Origin of the sequence: Pseudomonas sp. dw_358 (assembly GCF_018449655.1) — a bacterium.
Classification (GTDB): domain Bacteria; phylum Pseudomonadota; class Gammaproteobacteria; order Pseudomonadales; family Pseudomonadaceae; genus Aquipseudomonas.
This window is the reverse complement of record NZ_JAAVUX010000019.1, coordinates 1-15,662: the sequence shown is the minus strand read 5'-3', so window position 1 is coordinate 15,662 and position 15,662 is coordinate 1. Positions and strand designations below refer to the sequence as shown.

The following is a 15,662-nucleotide window of genomic DNA, read 5'->3' as shown; positions in this document are numbered from 1 at the left end:
ATGCCTGAAGAAGAGATCGACGCGCTGCTGGTCAAGCTGGGCGTAACGGTAGACCAGGCGAGCTTCACCGAGAGCACGAATGCCGTAAACAGCCTGGACAAGGCCATCAACAAGGCCGCCCGCGAGCGTGGCAAGACCGGTATCGACCAGATCGGCAAGGACATGTCGCACGCCGGCGGGAGCGCCAAGGAGCTCGAACAGACCGTCGACAAGTTCGACAAGACAGTGGCCAAGGTCCCGCGCTCGGTCAACGTCCTCCAGAGCCGCCTTGGATCTGCGACGGTGCAGATGACCAGCTTCAGAAAGGAAACCCAGGCGGTTGTAGCGCTCCTGTCCCGTGGAGCGTCCGCTACAGGACTGGGCCCGCTTTCCGGCAGCATGTTTTCCATGTTGGCCGGCGGCGGCCCGTTGGCTCTCGCGGCGACAGCCTTTGGCGGCCTGGCGGCCAACTCCTATTCTTTCGCCAACGGCGCCTTGAATGCTGAGGTCACCTCGAGCAGCTACGGAGTTTCGAAATCAGACCTGCAGAACTTTGATCGCTACGGGAAGAAGATCACCGGCGAAGATGATGTCGGCAAGCAGGTCCTGGCAGCGGCGCAGCGGTTGCGGCAGTCGTCGGCGGCCGGCATCGTGCCGGTGGATATCGCTCGCTTTGGCGGTTCTCCTTCCGATTTCGCGGACGCATACAAGCGCCCGACCATGGAAGTGGTCGACCTGATCCAGAAGCAGATCCGCAACGCGCGGGACGATGTATCCCGTCAGAACATCGGCAACGCCTTGGGCCTGAGCCAGGCCGGGATCATGACCGTCAATGGCGATTTCCGGGCTGGCATTCAGGCGGCAAACAAGCCCGGGTCTACTTTCACGGACAAGGACGTGGCTGATGCCCGGGCGTTCGAGGATTCGTTGGTTGACCTGACCGCCGACTTCGACCGCCTGCGCAACAAGCTGGGCTCAGAGTTCCTGCCGTCATTGGACAGCTTCGTGAAGCGCGTGGACAGCATGTTTGCGCAGGATGGGCTGGTAGATAAGGTCACCCAGACCATCAGCCAGTTGAAGGCCGGTAACTTCAGCGGCGCATTGCAGACCTTGCAAAGCAAATCGATCACCGATGCGGCCGGGGGCACTATTGGCAAAAACCCGATCCCTGCTATCGCGTCAGGTCTTTACCATGGTGCCGTCGACGGGTACCACAAGAACGGAATCCTCGGCGCGTATACCGGGGGGCTGGGCGGCGGACTCGGCGCCATAGGTGGCATGCTTCCGGGTGGCGTGAAAGACATGGCATCGCAGGGTTTTAATTCAGCCTCAAGTGGGGCTCAAGGATGGCTCGGAGCTCACGACACCCGCCTTACGGCAAAGCGCGACCAGTACCTCAAGTTTTTCACCGACAACGGGTATAGCCAGACCCAGGCCGCTGGCATCGTCGGGAACCTGATGAGCGAGAGTTCGCTGAATGCCAGTGCGGTCAGCCCTGATGGCGGCGCGATCGGCCTCGCCCAGTGGCGCGGATCTCGGCAGAAGGACTTCAAGGAATTCTTCGGGGGTGACCTCAAGGGATCTTCCGAGACCGATCAGCTGAACTTCATCCTGTACGAGCTCCAGAATAAAGAGAAGTCGGCCAACAGCGCTCTGCTGAAGACCAGCACCGCCGCCGATGCGGCTTCGGTGTTCCGGAACATGTACGAGCGCCCAGGCGAAAGCCAGGAAGATGAAGCGCGCCGCATCCTTTATGCCAATCAAGCCGCTGTCGCACCAAATGCGGTGGCCGCTAAAGACACTTCAGCAAATACGGATGCAGATAGGGAAATCGAAGCTCGCCGCATCCTGTACGCGAATCAGGCTGCTGCGCCATCTACCTACAATATGGTGGCCAACTCACCGGCACCTCCGACGGTAAACGCCATGGGAATGTCTTCGGACACTCCAGCGGGCACCACGGTGCACATTGATGCGCGCGGCTCGACTGATCCGCATCACGTTACCAATGAGGCCATGCGGGCGCTGAACCAGCAGCTGCAAGGACACATGGCAGTGACGATGTCCCATCTGAGCACGGATCTTGACCAATGAGCATTGCAGCCCTTTTCCTCAGCAGCACGCCCACGCTGTCCGGACAAGGCATCTCGCCTGTACTGTTTGATGCGGTGTTGTCCGAGATGCAGTACGCATCATCCAGACTGTCTCAGTACCCGCTGGAAAGCGGCGCGATCGCCTCCGACCATGCCATTCAACTGCCGACTGTGCTGACGGTTACGGTCGGGGTGAGCGACAACCCGTTCAAGGTTCTTCTGGCGTCCGCCTCCAGCATCGCTGGAGCGGCTGGCTCGGCCCTGATCGGCGCCGCGGCGGGTGCTGTGGTCTCCAAGATCGGCCAGCCAGCCCTATCCCTGCTAGGACTGGGCATGGGTGCAAGCCTATCGAGCACGTTCGCCACACGGTCCACCACCGTGAAGAATACGCTCCACTATTTGAAGTACGCCGGCGCGCTCATGAATTTCGTGGGAACCAAGGAGACGTACAAGAACGTGGTGCTCGTCGGGGTTCGGAGTGTTGTGGACAAGGGATCTGAGCTTGGAGGGATCTTTCAGCTCGACTTCGTCCAGCCCACGATCATCTCCAACACCGGTACCGGAACGGTGAGTGCAACCCTTGGCAGCGGCACCGAGTCCACTCAAGGCCAGACATCGGTCAATGCCGGTACGGTGGTCCCGTCATGACAACGAAAACCCTTTCCATGCCCAGCGGCCTGGCCTACTTCACGTTCCAGGCCTCGCTGAGCAACACCACGTATCTGTTCAGCTTCAACTGGCTGACGCGATTTTCCTATTACGCCGTCAGCATGTACGACGGCACCGGAACCGCAGTGTTCCAAGGGCGCGGCCTGCACCCAAACATGGATCTTCTGGATGGCCTGCAACTGGGCATCGGCAAGCTGTATCTGGACGGCACGCAAGCTACGGTCGCAAACCTTGGCGTCGACAACACACTGACCTGGGAATACTGATATGGCAGTGCTCTACGGGCGCTACTACGAACTGACCCTGTATTCGTCCAGTAGCAGTGAGTACCTCACGATTAAATCACCGACCCAGGTGCAGTTTCGCGTGGCGTATTACCCCGGCCGAGGCTCAATCAAGGGTACAGCCGAGATAACCATCTACGGCCTCAACATGGCTTCGCTGGACCAGATCATCAGCAAATACGACCGAGTGAAGCTGATCGCAGGATATCTCACCGGCTACGACACCATCTTCGACGGTACGGTATTCACCCCTAGCAAGGGCAAAGCCGGGGCAGAGCAATACCTGCTCCTGTTCTGCTCGACCATGGGTAAGGATGAAACAGCTGTCAGGATCAACACTACGTGGGGTCAGGGCACCCGGGTGTGCGACATCGTGAAGGAAATCGCGAGCAGCATCGGTATCCCTGTGACCTTCCTGCCGGCCATCGACACACCCGACAATACGTTCTGGCCCGACCTTGGCCGTGTCCGAACGCTCTCGGTTTCGGATACCGCCTATGGCGCGCTGGATGAACTGGGCCGGTCGTTCGACTTCATCGTTTACCGCCTGGTCGACAAGATCCTGATCATTCCTGGTTCAGAGGTCGGAAGCGGAACCAGCCACGAAGTGTCGGTCAATACTGGCATGGAAGGTTCTCCGGTCTTCACTTCCGGTCCGACGGTCAACGTCGTGATGCGGATGAACACCAAGATCCTGCCAGGCGACGAGATCGTGGTGCGAAGCAGGTACAACATCGTCTCGGCGCAAGGTGCCAACTTCGTCGATCAGACGCAGTTCACCCAAACCCGCGACGGAAAGTACTTCGCCAGTTCGATCTTCCACGTCGGCGACTTCTACGGGGACACCTGGTCTACGTCGATTCAAGGCTACTCGCGCGGGGTAGATTGGAACCCGATCACAAAAGGGGATGACTATGGGTGATCGGCACCTCGACATGAGCAACATGCTCGACATGTCGTTCAAGAGTGGTATGGCCAAGATTTACACCAGCCTCCCGGCCACCCTTATCACCTACAACCCGAATACCCAGCGCGCCCAAATCCAATTGGGCATCAAGCGCCGGCAGAAGGGGGTGTGGAGTGACCTTTCGGTCCTGACGGATGTCCCGGTGGACTTCCCCGGCTCGAAAAACTGGGCGTTCTTCCATGAGTTGAGCAACGGCGACGAGGGTTGGGCGCACTTCTCACAGCGCTGCATCGACGAGTGGCTCAACGCTGGCGGCTCGGTGCAGCCCGGCAGCTTGCGGATGTTCGACAAGACAGACGCCTGCTTCAAGCCTGGCACCCGGTCGGCCAAGACGGCCTTTGCACCGATGCCCAGCGTTGGGGCAGGCCTGACGAATAAGTCGGGTAATGTCTCTATCACAGCCACAGACAGCTTGATCGACCTGAAGATCGGCAGCACCACCATCGCTTCCACGTCAAATTCGATCACGCTGACCGCCGGTGGCCAGGTGCTGGTGCTCGATGCAACAGGCCTGCACCACAACGGTGTCAACGTGGGATCGACGCATGTCCACTCGCAACCGAAAGACTCGGGCGGTAACACCGAGGCAGACACCCTCGTACCTCATTGAGATAACCCATGATCAGAAACTTCGACGGCACCGATCTGGTAACGAGCGGGGCGAACGTGTTCCTGAGCGCCGAAGAAGAGCTGGGGGCGCAGGTCGTCTACATCCTCCGGCAGCTGCTCACCGAAGACTTCCTCGACCAGTCCAAGGGCACGCCGTGGTTCAACGGCATCCTCGGCAAGACTGATGCCGGGGTTATCGAGATCCTGCTGAAACAGGCCGTCCTCCAGTGCGCGGACGTCACCGACATCACCGATTTCGATATCACCCAGGACCGGGCCACGCGCACGTACTCCGTGAGCATGACCATCACCAACCAGACTGGCACCACTGCCACCGTCACCTACACAGCCTAGGAGCAACCCATGGCGGCAGTAACCAGTAGCGGCGTGACGCTGACCACTACTCAGGAATACCTGGCTTCTCTGAAGGCTTCATACCTGGACATTGACTCGGGGTGGAAGCTTGATTCGTCGACACCCGACGGTATGGCCTTGCAGGTATGGTCAGAGACGATGGGCAACCTCGATGAGGCGATCACGGCGGTTTACAACACCCTGGACCCGAACAGCGCAGTCGGCCTGCAGATCGATCGTATCGGCGCGATCAACAATATACCCCGCGCTTTGGCGACTTATTCCACTGCACCGCTGGTCTTCAGCGGAAACGCGAATGCTGCAGTTCCCGCCGGCACGACAGCGCGCAACAGCCTGACAGATACGCTGTGGGCCAGCGATGCGGCGATCACCCTAGGTAGCGACGGTACCGGAGCTGTCAGCGCGACATGTACGACGGCTGGGGCGCAGACGGCGAACGTCGGCGAGATCTCGGCGATCTACGGCTCGATCCCGGCTGGCGTGACAGGCGTGACAAACGTCACGGCAGCCTCGGTAGGTAATGATAAGGAGAGCGATCCGGATTACCGGTTCCGCCGTAATGTGGCGGTGGCCAACCGGTCGAACAACATCATCGATGCCCTGTACTCAGCAATTTACGGAGTGACCGGCGTCAAGCAGGTCAGGATCTACGAGAACGACACCAAGGTAACCGACACGAACGGCGTGCTGGCAAACTCCCTGATGCTGATCGTGGATGGCGGGGCGGATGCTGACATTTTGTCCGCCTACGCGTCGGTAAAATCCCCAGGGTGCGGCGACAACACAGGCCGCACAGACCTGAACGCTTACAAGGTCACCGGCCTGACGGCTACGCCGGCGGGCAACCCGGTCACGCTGACGTTCTTCCGACCGCAACTGGTCACCATCTACGAGGCGTTGTCGATCACCAGCAGCACGCTGTCCGATACCGACAAGCAGACGATCCAGACGCAGACGGTCTCCTATTCACTGAATGGGTTCGGGCTGACCACAGGCTTCATCAAGCGCGGCTTCCAGATCGGCGAGAGCGTCACGGCGGGCCGGCTGTACACGCCCGCGAACTATGTGGTGGCCGGGTCAGGGTTCATCAACTCGTTGTACATCGGTACATCTGCTAGCTCAGTGACCCTGCTGACGATCCCGCTCGCTTATAACCAGCTTGCTGTGTTCGACGCCGACAACATCACCATCACATACGAGTAAACCCGATGCCTGACGCCAATTTCGATTATGTGTCGAAGGCCGAGTCGCGCATCTATGGCTGGTTCCAGAAGGGCCCCAAGCTCGTATCCTGGATCGACACCATCCCGGCGCTCGTCGCGGCCAACCTCGAAAACCCGCTACAGATCCTGAACTACATCCTCGATTACCAAAACATCTCCGGCGCCATGCTGGACATCGTAGGCCGGATTGTCGGGATCACCGAGCGGCCACGGATCTCGATGAGCGCGCTTGAGTATTTCGGCTACCTGGGCGACCTGACGGCCAAGGGTTACAACCAGGCGCCTTACTACGATGCCGAGGCAGCCGCGCAGACGATCCCGATTCCAGATTACACATTCAAGTCGGTGATCAAGGCCAAGATCTACAAGAACTCTGTCCTGTGCACTATCGACGCAGTTAAAGAGGCTATAGACGATATTTTCGGCATTTCTTGCACGGTCATCGATAACAAGGACATGACGATGAGCATCAATCTGAACACCACGACATATAGCAGCGTCCTGTATTACCTGGCAGTCAATTACGACCTGATCCCCAAGCCACCGGGCGTTCAGATCTCATCTATCAATGGGGGAAGCTGATGACACGTCCGGCAAGTTATGGCCTCGTCTGGGGCGAAGATGCTACCTCCGACCAGATGGGCGGGGAAACCGCTACGGCCGATCAGAACGTCATTGAGGTGGGTTGGGTTGGCAGCGCTACCGCCGAGCCGCCGACCGCCAGGATGCAGAACTACTGGCAGACCAGAGTTGACCTTGGCCTACAAGAGATTGAGCGACAGGGATTTCTCTCATGGAGGTCTGATGTTCCCTATCAAGTAGCCGCCATCGTCACGTATGCGGGCTATTTGTTTCAGGCAATATCAACGAATACCGGCATCACCCCCCAAGGTGCAAATGACGATGGGGTTTGGAGCTTCATTCAGCCTGGAAAGTGGCCAACAACCACAGATAATATTTTAGGTGTATTGCCCATATCTAAAGGTGGCACCGGTGCGAATGATCCCGAAGATGCGCGAGATAATCTTGGCTTGGGCACCGCTGCAACTTATCAGGTAGGCACCACTCAGGGGCAGGTTCCAGCCTATGGGGCAGGCGGGATACTGGTCGTCGCGCCTGCAATACTGCCGGGCCAGGCCATGCAGCTTTCCCAGGCGGTAGGCAGGCTCATAGGACTTCGCGTATTCACCGCCAGCGCCACCTATACGCCAACTCCTGGCGCCAAGTCGATCCGCATCCGTCTGATTGCTGGCGGGGGTGCAGGAGGAGGTGCGGCCGTTACGAATTCTGCACAGATCGCAGCAGGTGCAGGCGGGTGTGCGGGTAGTTATGCCGAAGGGTATTTTACGTCTTTGGCTGCCAGTTATGCAGTTACCGTAGGCGCCGGCGGTGTTCCAGTCTCCGGAAACGCTGGCGGCAATGGCGGGGTTTCTTCGGTGGGAACCATCATCTCTGCTACGGGGGGTACGGGCGGAGGCCAGTTCGGCCCTACCTCTGCGCCGCTCACTGCACTGACCAACCCTACGGCCACGTCCATTATCGGGGCCAATATCGTAGGCATCATCAGCAACACTCCGCCAATGGTCTCTATTGCATCGCTGACAGTGGGTTATGCGGGGCAGGGGGCTAACAGCCCGCTTGGCGCGGGCGGTGCCTCCACCAACACATCAAGCAATGGTAACGCTGGCAGTTCGTATGGCGCGGGCGGCGGCGGAGCCCTGGCCCTGGCAAGCTCGGCCATCCGAACCGGCGGCGCAGGCAGTCCAGGAATCGTAATTATTGAGGAGTTCAGCTGATGACTACTTACGCAATTATCAGCGACGACATCGTTATCCAGATTTTCGAGGCGGACGGCGATATCACCGATATGTTCGCGGCAGGTTTTGCGACCTTTGTAGCCCTCACGACTGCCCAGATAGGTGTGGTCCAACAGCGCTGGACGTATGACGCGACCACTGGCGTGCTTTCTGCTCCTGTTGACCCCGTGCCAACTGCTGCGGAAATACTGGCGACCAACACCAATATGCGCGATTCGCTCCTGGGCACTGCAACGCTGGCCATCGCTCCGCTGCAGGATGCGGTCGATCTCGACGACGCCACCACCGACGAAACAGCGCTGCTCAAGCTGTGGAAGCAGTATCGAGTGGCCGTGAACCGAATCGACCTCACAGTTGCTTCGCCGACTTGGCCGACCCAGCCCGCATAACCCAGCCGCCTTGAGCGGCTTTTTTGTGTCCGGAGATAGACATGCTCACACCATTCAAAGTCGCTATTCAGTGGCTGTTTTTGTTCGTCTCGGGATTCGTGATGGATTTCCTAGGCCTGTTCATCGTCGCCATTGCGATCCCGTTTCGCGTGAATGCGGTGAGCGGAAGCGATGGTCGGCCCATCGTCAACCTGCCCAAGTGGGCATGGCTCTGGGGTAACGATTACGACGGATTGCTGGGCGACAAACTGGGGGAGTGGGCCACAGAGGTCCCGTTCGGCGTGTCGATCGACAGCTTTTTCGCCATGTGGTGGTGGGCCGCTATCCGCAACCCCTCCAACAATATGCGATTCGTCAGCCTGTGGGCTGCCCCGATCATAGGCAGCACGATCACCTACAAAGGCGCTGCCCACGTTCGCGATCATGACGGCGAGGCCGGCTGGCAGTTCGTCACGGTCGAGAACGGCGGTCGGCACTGGTACTGCTTCTACTTGGTTCACCAGTGGAGCACCACGCGGGCCTTCGTCATCCGCATGGGATTCAAGGTCGAGCCGGCCGATGCTGGGACGAACGAGGTCCCGCAAGGCTGCGTCACAAAGATCAACCTCTACAAGGCGATTTAGCCATGACCATCACGCCGCAGCAGTTGCTGCAGATCATCCCGAACGCCGGCCCAGTTGCCGGCGTTTTTACGCCTGCCCTCAATGCGGCGATGGAGCGGTACCAGATCAACACCCCGGCGCGGATCGCAGCTTTCATCGCCCAAGTGGCGCATGAGTCAGCGAACCTGACACGCCTGGTCGAGAACCTGAACTACAGCGCTCAGGGGCTTGCCGCGACTTGGCCGAGCCGGTACGCCATCGACGCCAACGCTACGCCGCCGCAGCCGAACCCGCTTGCCCTGACTCTGGCCCGTAACCCTCAGGGCCTAGCCAACGACGTCTATGCCGACCGCATGGGCAACGGGGCGCCGGATTCGGGAGATGGCTGGACCTACCGGGGCCGTGGCGCGCTTCAGGTGACCGGAAAGGCTAACTATCGATCTCTGGGGATCGCCTTAACTCTGGATCTTCTGAATCACCCGGAACTGCTGGAAAATCCAGTGTACGCGGCGCTGTCTGCCGCACGATTCTGGTCCGCCAACAATCTGAACGGGCTGGCTGATGCCGGCAACTTTGGCGACATCGGCAGCGTGATCAATACCGGGCGCCGCGGCAACATCCCAGTCGGTGCCGCCGACCGGACTGCCCTCTATCAGCGCGCGCTACGGGTGCTGGCATGAAAGAGACCCTGATCAAGTGGGCAGTCATCGCTTTCGCCGCGCTGCTGTGCATGGCGCTCGGCTTTGGCATCGCCTGGAAGTGGCAGGCCAACAGCTACACCGCCCAGCTCGATACCCAGAAGTCCAACTTCCAAGCCGATCTCACAAAAATTGCCGCCGCCGCCGCCGAACAGGCGCGCACGGCCGTTGAGCACCAGCAGCAAGCCGAACAGGCCCTGGCTGACCTCGACGCCAAATCATCCAAGGAGAAAGCCGATGCGCTTGCCCAAAACGACGCTCTACGCGCCGCTGTTGCTGCTGGCACTCGCCGGCTGCGGATCGCGGGCACCTGCACAAGTCATCCCAGTGGTAGCGACGTGCCCCAAACCGCCGACTCCGCCAGCCTGGGCGATGGAAGCTCCATCGAACTCGATCCAGCTTCTGGACAGCACGTTCTCGATATCCGAGCCGGCGCCATCTCCGACCAAGCAAAACTGAAGGCCCTCCAGGCCTATGTGACCAATGTCTGCCTGAAGTGAGGGCGCGCCATGCAATTCAAGATAGGCGACACCTTCCTGTACCTGGTCACGCTGAACGGCGTCGATCTCGGTGAATTGGTGGGGTACACACCCACCAGCCAGGTCCGCTCCCTGTCCGGATCTCTCTACAGCCAGGTGGTGTGCACTTGGGTTGATCCCGACACCACTCAGCAGATGCAGATCTACGTGGCTGACACCTCGCGCTGGCGGCCGGGCCCCGGCTTCTTCGACATCCAGTTCGCTCGCGACGTCGATGGGTTCACCCGGAGCACCATCACCGTGCCCTTCACCATCGTGCAGGACGTAACCCGGCTATGACTCAGACCATTTCCCCATTGGCCACGCCGATCAGCATGACGCTGGAAAAGGTGGCTTTGATCCCCGGCACCGGCCCATCCACTTTCATCTGGACCCAGTCCATACCCCTGCTGGTCTGGACGGTCCCACACAACCTCGGCCGGTTCGTCTCGGCGACCGTGGTTAACGCCCTGGGCAACAAGGTTGAGCCCGACGTGAAGTACGTCGACAGCAACATCATCCAAATCACCTTCGGCACGGCATTCGCCGGTTTCGCCTACCTGAACTGAGGTCCACCCATGAAGCTTGGAATTGCTCTCGATGCGAGCGGCTATGCCCTGTCCAACGTAAAAGACGCCGTGAATCTGCAGGACGCGGTAACGCTGAACCAACTGAATTCCGCTGTGCAGGGCTACAGCTGGAAGCAGCCGGTGCGCGCCGCGACCACGGCCAACATCACTCTGTCCGGTGCCCAAACCATCGACGGGGTGAGTTTGGTAGCCGGCGACCGAGTGTTGGCGAAGAACCAGACGACTGCATCGGCCAACGGCATCTATGTCGTGGCCACCGGCACCTGGGCGCGCGCCACGGACATGGACGCCAGTTCCGAGGCATTGCTCGCCACCTGCCTGGTAAGCGAGGGCTCGACCCTAGGCAACACCGGCTGGACCATGACCACTGATGCGCCGATCACTCTCGGCACCACCTCGCTGGTTTATACCCAGACCTCAGGCAGCACCGGTTCGTACACAGCCGGCACCGGTATCACGCTGACCGGCGGCTCCATCGCTGTCGATACGACCGTCGTTGCACGCAAGGCCGCTGCCACCATCGGCGACGGTACGTCCACCACCCTGACCGTGACCCACAACCTGAACACCCTAGACGTGTTGGTCGTCGTGCGCCTGGTCTCTACCGGTGAACAGGTGCTGGTCGACAACGTGGCCAACGGCGTGAACACCGTGCAGATCACCTTCGGCACCGCACCGAGCACCGGCCAGTACCGCGTGACGGTCCACGGCTAATGAAGTCTGTCGGCCCGCAGTCCACGGGACAGGACATCGCAACCGTCTTTTCCTCGTTCCCCTCGAAGTCAGTGGCCGAACTTGGATCGACATATCTCGCAGGCAACCATTACCCCGGCATGGCGTTCTGCGTGGACAGCACGCCGCCGGCCCCGGTGTACAGCTACCTTGGAAAGTGGCTGATGCTCGGAACCGCAACCGTCGTATCGACCGACCCGTACCCAGCCGCCGACGCCACCGCGCGCCGGGGTATCAACCTCAGCGGCATGGAGTACTCGGAGACCACGCTCCCTGGCGCTGCGGGCACGAACTACTTCCTCCCGACGCTGGCGAATTTCCAGTACTGGGCCGGGAAGGGCATGAACATCGTCCGGCTGCCGATCTACCTGGCGCGCTGGTTCGATACGCCGGGCGGCCCCCTCAATGCCACTGGACAGGCTCACCTGGACCTGGTCCAAGGCTACGCAAACGCCACCGGTCTGGTCATCGTCCTTGATGGCCACGACTACGCATCCCGGTACATCAATGGTGCTACACAGACCTTGGGGTCTTCGGCCTACCCGATTGCGGCCTGGGCCAGCGACTGGCAGCAGGTGGCGAAGTACATCAAGGGCAAGTCGGCGTTCTGGGGGATCGACTTCTTCAACGAGCCGCAGAACCTTGCGGTGCAGTCGAGCGAGTTCAACTACACCAGCCGCGCCTACAAGCAGCTGATGCGCGATCCGCAGTTCCGCAACCCGGACACTGGGGCCAACTGGTTTGTCACGGCGCCGTTCAGCATCAGTACCACGGGCGGACGCTCCGGCGGCGGGCACCTGGTGCTGAATGCCACGACCGCTCAGTACAAGGTCATCCGCCATTGGAACAACGGCAACGACACCGGGTACGCGGTGAAGGCCAACACCACCTACGTAATGAGCTTCTACGTCACCCAGGCTACGACCCAAGGGACCAACACCCTGACGATCAACGCCGGTGGCAACAGCGGCGATAGCGGAGCGGTGGCACTGGCGACCTTGTCCATTACCGACCAGGCAACAGCAACCCGGGTATCCGTGCAGTTCACCACCGGGGCCAGCCAGACCCTGATCTATTGGGACATGAACATCCAGGGTGTGATCGGCACCGGTAGTTACGACGACTGGAACCTCAACGAAGGGACGACGCTTCAGACCTTCGTGCCTTGGGGATCGGATGGCGGGACGGTGGCCACCAACACCACCGCGCAGAACGCGGCCATCGCGGCGGTGCGCAGCGTGGGCTACACCGGCTGGCTGCTGTGGGAAGGGGACCGGTCTACCGGCCTGGCCTCGTTTGGCGATAACTACGGCTATTTCCCTGATGTGCCGTGGGTTGATCCGCTCAACCGCACGCAGATGTCGCTCCATTACTACCTCGACCCGAACTACAGCGGTGTCTACGACGCCACCACAGGTCAGTGGACGCAAGCCACCCGGGATCGTCTGGCCGGCCAGATGCAGGTTGTCGGCACCTGGTCAGCAGCCAAGGGCGTCACGGTCTTCCTCGGCGAGTACGGCGTGCCAAGTGACACCAGCACCAGTTCCGTCAATTACCGCACCGACTTCGACTCGATGATGAGCCTGATGGACCAGTACAGCTTCAACGGCACGTATTGGGCGGCTGGCGACGGCTTCACCTCGATCACATCCATCGGCCCGGTCAGCGGCGCGGACAACACCACTGTCCTTCCGATCGTACAGGCGCACGACTGGACGCATGTCGGAACACCGGCCAACGCCGCCGCCTACAACGGTGCAGCAATCACCTCCAACGGCTCGACCGTCACTTACAACTGAGTAGATCTTCTATGAAAGACATTTCAGACCTCAAGCTGCGCCCGCGGTCGTTGACGAACATCTTCACCGCTGTTCGACCTGGCCGGTACATGCTCGCAGCAGCACTGACCGCGGTGACCACTTTCAGCGGGATCACCACACTGCAAGCGGGCGACTACTACTCGTTCCAGATCATGATCCCCAACCTTGGGCCGGCCTTCACTGCTCAGATCTCGTATTCCGTGTGCAGCGCGGCGGGCAGCGACAGCGTTGTCGCAGTGACGCCAGCCGGTGGCGCCTGGGCTACTGGCCAGGCCGTGGCAGTTTCCGCCGGTGGGACCTCGGCTGGCCTTAACTCAGAGATTGTCGTCTGGTCCCTGAGCACAGTCCTCGTCAAAAAGAGCTTGGTTCGCACTGATAGCCCGACACAGGCTCGCTCGCTTGTCGCCTGGCGTGTACAGATGCCGTCCGGCGTGCAGCCCACTGTCCCGAACCTCGGGTCGTACTACTGGGCCCAAGACAACCAGTCTTGGCCGATGATGAAGTCGGCCTCGCAGGCGGTGGCCGGGGTGGATACCCCTGCCAACTTCACCACCACCGCTGTGACAGCAGAGGGCGGGGCCACCAACCCGTTCTATGTCGGCATCAAGTACACGTCGACCAAATGGGGTAAGCAGTTCCTTATCTGCGGTGATTCGATCATGGAAGGCCTGGGCGGCAATGCCCGGTTCTTCGGCGGGGTCCAGCGCGCCGCCTGCAACCTATCGACGCCAGACAACCCCATCGAATGGTTCAACTCGGCCCAGCACGCGCAAACTCCGTACGTCTACGCCGCCAACATGGCCCAAAGCATCGCCTTGGTGAATCCGACGTCGGTGTGGTACGCCCCGTACACCATCAATAACATCACGAAGAGCGCCACATCGCCGGGGCTCACTGCGGCGATCAAGGAGGAGGATTATTGGGGGCTGGCAACCTTGTCGCGCGTTTGTGCGGCGTTGCCTCGCCAGCCGAGCATCTTCATTTCGGAGCCATTGCCCAATGCTATTTACGACAGTTCTTCGGGTACCGGGGCAACCACGGCAGCTAACGATTCGCTGCGGCAGGCATTCATCACCGAACTTGCTTCTTTCGGCAACGACCCGACGCCGGCATTGGTCACCTCTACCGGGCTGACGGCGGTATCCATCATGCGGCAAGGATTCACGGTGGTGAAAGGGCTGTCAGCGTCGTGGGCCGATCCGACGCTTGTTAACGGGCAGCAGGTTCCCAAAGCTGATGCGCTGGGAACGGATCGAACCCATCCGCTGGAGCTTGGCTACACCCGAGATATCGAGCCCGTCTACCGCCCGTACGCCGAAGCCGCCTGATCACTGCCGCACACGCTCAGCCCGCAATATCCCCGCCAACTCACCCCACGGATACTCAGTCACCCCGCTGCGTAGGCATTCGCTTGCGTGGGGGAAGGGCTGGCCGGCATTGAACGGCCACTGCCTCACCTTGCAGCTTTGGCAGTGCAGGTGATCAGCGTCGAGTGTCCAGCGGGTTTCCCAATCTTGAAGTGTCATCGGCTCAGCTCCACCAGCCTGGCATCGGTTGCCTTGCTGAACAGGATGTCCATGTTCTCCAAGGTATCGGCCGAAATCGCTTCCAAGGTCTGGATGCCCAGCACGAACCCTTCGGCCCGGGCGCCGCACTTCACGCAATGCAACATGCTGTCCGAGTTCTGGATCTGGTCGAGCAGCCGCTTGGCCTGCTTTCGGACGTTGGGCGGCATGGGGTAGGTGTCGAGATTCACAGGGCGGTCCGGTGAGGAGTGTTGCTTCATTATATAAGGGTGAGAAAATTTCGGCAGGACGCCGGGGGAGGGACTGCGTGACTTTTGCGTGACTTTCTCACGCACTCATCATAATCCATGAACATCCGGTTGCAGCGAGCGCCATGGAAAAGGCATGTTTTGCTAGGTTTTACAGTGACCTGCGCGCATGGGGTGCAAGGGGTCGAGTGTTCGAATCACTCCGTCCCGACCATTTATTCCTGAGTAATATCAGACACTTAAGCCACTTCTTGAAAGTGGCTTTTTTGTGCCTTGGATTTGACCTGCTATTTAGGGCACATATAGGGCACATGAGATTTAGGGCACAGATCGGTCGCTTGTGCCGATTTTCTTTGCTACAACCGTTCATACCGCTATCCAAGATCTCGGATAGTAAGCGTCCGGCCAAGTCACCTACCGAACTCCAGCATTAAGGGCGATGGTGTCCGCGTATTTTAAGCGGACGCGATCGCCCTTATCGCAAGGATTTCCATGCGCCAACGAAGCTCTTACCCGAAACCAT

19 protein-coding genes are annotated in these 15,662 nt (G+C 60.0%); 18 read left to right on the top strand and 1 reads right to left on the bottom strand.

The genetic code is table 11. The features are described from left to right. The 18 genes from HB675_RS21675 (at position 1) to HB675_RS21590 (ending at position 14,693) form a co-directional block, all read left to right on the top strand. Positions 1-2,073: a phage tail tip lysozyme gene (locus HB675_RS21675; RefSeq protein WP_213881198.1), complete on the top strand. Its 2,073-nt coding sequence runs from the start codon at positions 1-3 to the stop codon at positions 2,071-2,073. Next, a complete protein-coding gene (locus HB675_RS21670; RefSeq protein ID WP_213881197.1) occupies positions 2,070-2,720 on the top strand; it encodes a phage baseplate protein in 651 nt (216 codons plus the stop codon). The genes HB675_RS21675 and HB675_RS21670 overlap by 4 nt, the downstream gene beginning before the upstream one ends. Continuing rightward, positions 2,717-3,007 carry a hypothetical protein gene (locus HB675_RS21665; RefSeq protein ID WP_213881196.1) on the top strand — a complete coding sequence of 97 codons (291 nt, stop codon included), beginning with the start codon at positions 2,717-2,719 and terminating at the stop codon, positions 3,005-3,007. The genes HB675_RS21670 and HB675_RS21665 overlap by 4 nt, the downstream gene beginning before the upstream one ends. A gap of 1 nt (position 3,008) precedes the next feature. Beyond that, positions 3,009-3,947 (top strand): hypothetical protein, encoded by a 939-nt coding sequence (locus tag HB675_RS21660; protein ID WP_213881195.1) that lies wholly within the window; start codon positions 3,009-3,011, stop codon positions 3,945-3,947. Then, positions 3,940-4,602 (top strand): Gp138 family membrane-puncturing spike protein, encoded by a 663-nt coding sequence (locus HB675_RS21655; RefSeq protein ID WP_213881194.1) that lies wholly within the window; start codon positions 3,940-3,942, stop codon positions 4,600-4,602. The genes HB675_RS21660 and HB675_RS21655 overlap by 8 nt, the downstream gene beginning before the upstream one ends. A gap of 8 nt (positions 4,603-4,610) precedes the next feature. Continuing rightward, the gene (locus HB675_RS21650; RefSeq protein WP_213881193.1) at positions 4,611-4,955 is read left to right on the top strand and encodes a hypothetical protein; all 345 of its coding nucleotides are present in this window, start codon (positions 4,611-4,613) and stop codon (positions 4,953-4,955) included. Positions 4,956-4,964: 9 nt separating this feature from the next. After that, positions 4,965-6,179, top strand: a complete 1,215-nt coding sequence (locus tag HB675_RS21645) for a baseplate J/gp47 family protein (protein WP_213881192.1) — start codon at positions 4,965-4,967, stop codon at positions 6,177-6,179. 5 nt (positions 6,180-6,184) lie between these two features. Next, a complete protein-coding gene (locus HB675_RS21640; protein ID WP_213881191.1) occupies positions 6,185-6,781 on the top strand; it encodes a DUF2612 domain-containing protein in 597 nt (198 codons plus the stop codon). Next, positions 6,781-7,995 (top strand): hypothetical protein, encoded by a 1,215-nt coding sequence (locus tag HB675_RS21635; RefSeq protein WP_213881190.1) that lies wholly within the window; start codon positions 6,781-6,783, stop codon positions 7,993-7,995. The genes HB675_RS21640 and HB675_RS21635 overlap by 1 nt, the downstream gene beginning before the upstream one ends. Continuing rightward, complete coding sequence (locus HB675_RS21630; protein ID WP_213881189.1) at positions 7,995-8,405, top strand: tail fiber assembly protein; 411 nt, start codon at positions 7,995-7,997, stop codon at positions 8,403-8,405. The genes HB675_RS21635 and HB675_RS21630 overlap by 1 nt, the downstream gene beginning before the upstream one ends. A gap of 41 nt (positions 8,406-8,446) precedes the next feature. Further along, positions 8,447-9,028, top strand: coding sequence for a hypothetical protein (locus tag HB675_RS21625; RefSeq protein WP_213881188.1), 582 nt, complete (start codon positions 8,447-8,449; stop codon positions 9,026-9,028). A 2-nt stretch (positions 9,029-9,030) separates the two neighbouring features. After that, positions 9,031-9,687 (top strand): glycoside hydrolase family 19 protein, encoded by a 657-nt coding sequence (locus HB675_RS21620; protein ID WP_213881187.1) that lies wholly within the window; start codon positions 9,031-9,033, stop codon positions 9,685-9,687. Next, entirely contained in the window at positions 9,684-10,205 is a 522-nt protein-coding gene (locus tag HB675_RS21615; protein ID WP_213881186.1) for a lysis protein, read from the top strand. Before HB675_RS21620 ends, HB675_RS21615 begins: the two co-directional genes overlap by 4 nt. Before the next feature lie 9 nt (positions 10,206-10,214). After that, the gene (locus HB675_RS21610) at positions 10,215-10,523 is read left to right on the top strand and encodes a hypothetical protein (protein ID WP_213881185.1); all 309 of its coding nucleotides are present in this window, start codon (positions 10,215-10,217) and stop codon (positions 10,521-10,523) included. Next, positions 10,520-10,792, top strand: coding sequence for a hypothetical protein (locus HB675_RS21605; RefSeq protein ID WP_213881184.1), 273 nt, complete (start codon positions 10,520-10,522; stop codon positions 10,790-10,792). The genes HB675_RS21610 and HB675_RS21605 overlap by 4 nt, the downstream gene beginning before the upstream one ends. Before the next feature lie 9 nt (positions 10,793-10,801). Continuing rightward, entirely contained in the window at positions 10,802-11,527 is a 726-nt protein-coding gene (locus HB675_RS21600) for a head decoration protein (protein ID WP_213881183.1), read from the top strand. A 182-nt stretch (positions 11,528-11,709) separates the two neighbouring features. After that, the gene (locus HB675_RS21595; RefSeq protein WP_213881182.1) at positions 11,710-13,344 is read left to right on the top strand and encodes a cellulase family glycosylhydrolase; all 1,635 of its coding nucleotides are present in this window, start codon (positions 11,710-11,712) and stop codon (positions 13,342-13,344) included. Positions 13,345-13,355: 11 nt separating this feature from the next. Further along, complete coding sequence (locus HB675_RS21590) at positions 13,356-14,693, top strand: hypothetical protein (protein WP_213881181.1); 1,338 nt, start codon at positions 13,356-13,358, stop codon at positions 14,691-14,693. Positions 14,694-14,887: 194 nt separating this feature from the next. Here the strand turns inward: HB675_RS21590 and HB675_RS21585 are convergent, their stop codons facing one another. Further along, entirely contained in the window at positions 14,888-15,121 is a 234-nt protein-coding gene (locus HB675_RS21585; RefSeq protein ID WP_213881180.1) for a hypothetical protein, read from the bottom strand. Positions 15,122-15,662: the final 541 nt, after the last annotated feature.

Excerpts from the sequence above, each read along its gene's own strand:
- HB675_RS21675 (WP_213881198.1), top strand. The coding sequence starts at position 1 with ATGCCTGAAGAAGAGATCGACGCGCTGCTGGTCAAGCTGGGCGTAACG.
- HB675_RS21670 (WP_213881197.1), top strand. The coding sequence starts at position 2,070 with ATGAGCATTGCAGCCCTTTTCCTCAGCAGCACGCCCACGCTGTCCGGA.
- HB675_RS21665 (WP_213881196.1), top strand. The coding sequence starts at position 2,717 with ATGACAACGAAAACCCTTTCCATGCCCAGCGGCCTGGCCTACTTCACG.
- HB675_RS21660 (WP_213881195.1), top strand. The coding sequence starts at position 3,009 with ATGGCAGTGCTCTACGGGCGCTACTACGAACTGACCCTGTATTCGTCC.
- HB675_RS21655 (WP_213881194.1), top strand. The coding sequence starts at position 3,940 with ATGGGTGATCGGCACCTCGACATGAGCAACATGCTCGACATGTCGTTC.
- HB675_RS21650 (WP_213881193.1), top strand. The coding sequence starts at position 4,611 with ATGATCAGAAACTTCGACGGCACCGATCTGGTAACGAGCGGGGCGAAC.
- HB675_RS21645 (WP_213881192.1), top strand. The coding sequence starts at position 4,965 with ATGGCGGCAGTAACCAGTAGCGGCGTGACGCTGACCACTACTCAGGAA.
- HB675_RS21640 (WP_213881191.1), top strand. The coding sequence starts at position 6,185 with ATGCCTGACGCCAATTTCGATTATGTGTCGAAGGCCGAGTCGCGCATC.
- HB675_RS21635 (WP_213881190.1), top strand. The coding sequence starts at position 6,781 with ATGACACGTCCGGCAAGTTATGGCCTCGTCTGGGGCGAAGATGCTACC.
- HB675_RS21630 (WP_213881189.1), top strand. The coding sequence starts at position 7,995 with ATGACTACTTACGCAATTATCAGCGACGACATCGTTATCCAGATTTTC.
- HB675_RS21625 (WP_213881188.1), top strand. The coding sequence starts at position 8,447 with ATGCTCACACCATTCAAAGTCGCTATTCAGTGGCTGTTTTTGTTCGTC.
- HB675_RS21620 (WP_213881187.1), top strand. The coding sequence starts at position 9,031 with ATGACCATCACGCCGCAGCAGTTGCTGCAGATCATCCCGAACGCCGGC.
- HB675_RS21615 (WP_213881186.1), top strand. The coding sequence starts at position 9,684 with ATGAAAGAGACCCTGATCAAGTGGGCAGTCATCGCTTTCGCCGCGCTG.
- HB675_RS21610 (WP_213881185.1), top strand. The coding sequence starts at position 10,215 with ATGCAATTCAAGATAGGCGACACCTTCCTGTACCTGGTCACGCTGAAC.
- HB675_RS21605 (WP_213881184.1), top strand. The coding sequence starts at position 10,520 with ATGACTCAGACCATTTCCCCATTGGCCACGCCGATCAGCATGACGCTG.
- HB675_RS21600 (WP_213881183.1), top strand. The coding sequence starts at position 10,802 with ATGAAGCTTGGAATTGCTCTCGATGCGAGCGGCTATGCCCTGTCCAAC.
- HB675_RS21595 (WP_213881182.1), top strand. The coding sequence starts at position 11,710 with ATGCTCGGAACCGCAACCGTCGTATCGACCGACCCGTACCCAGCCGCC.
- HB675_RS21590 (WP_213881181.1), top strand. The coding sequence starts at position 13,356 with ATGAAAGACATTTCAGACCTCAAGCTGCGCCCGCGGTCGTTGACGAAC.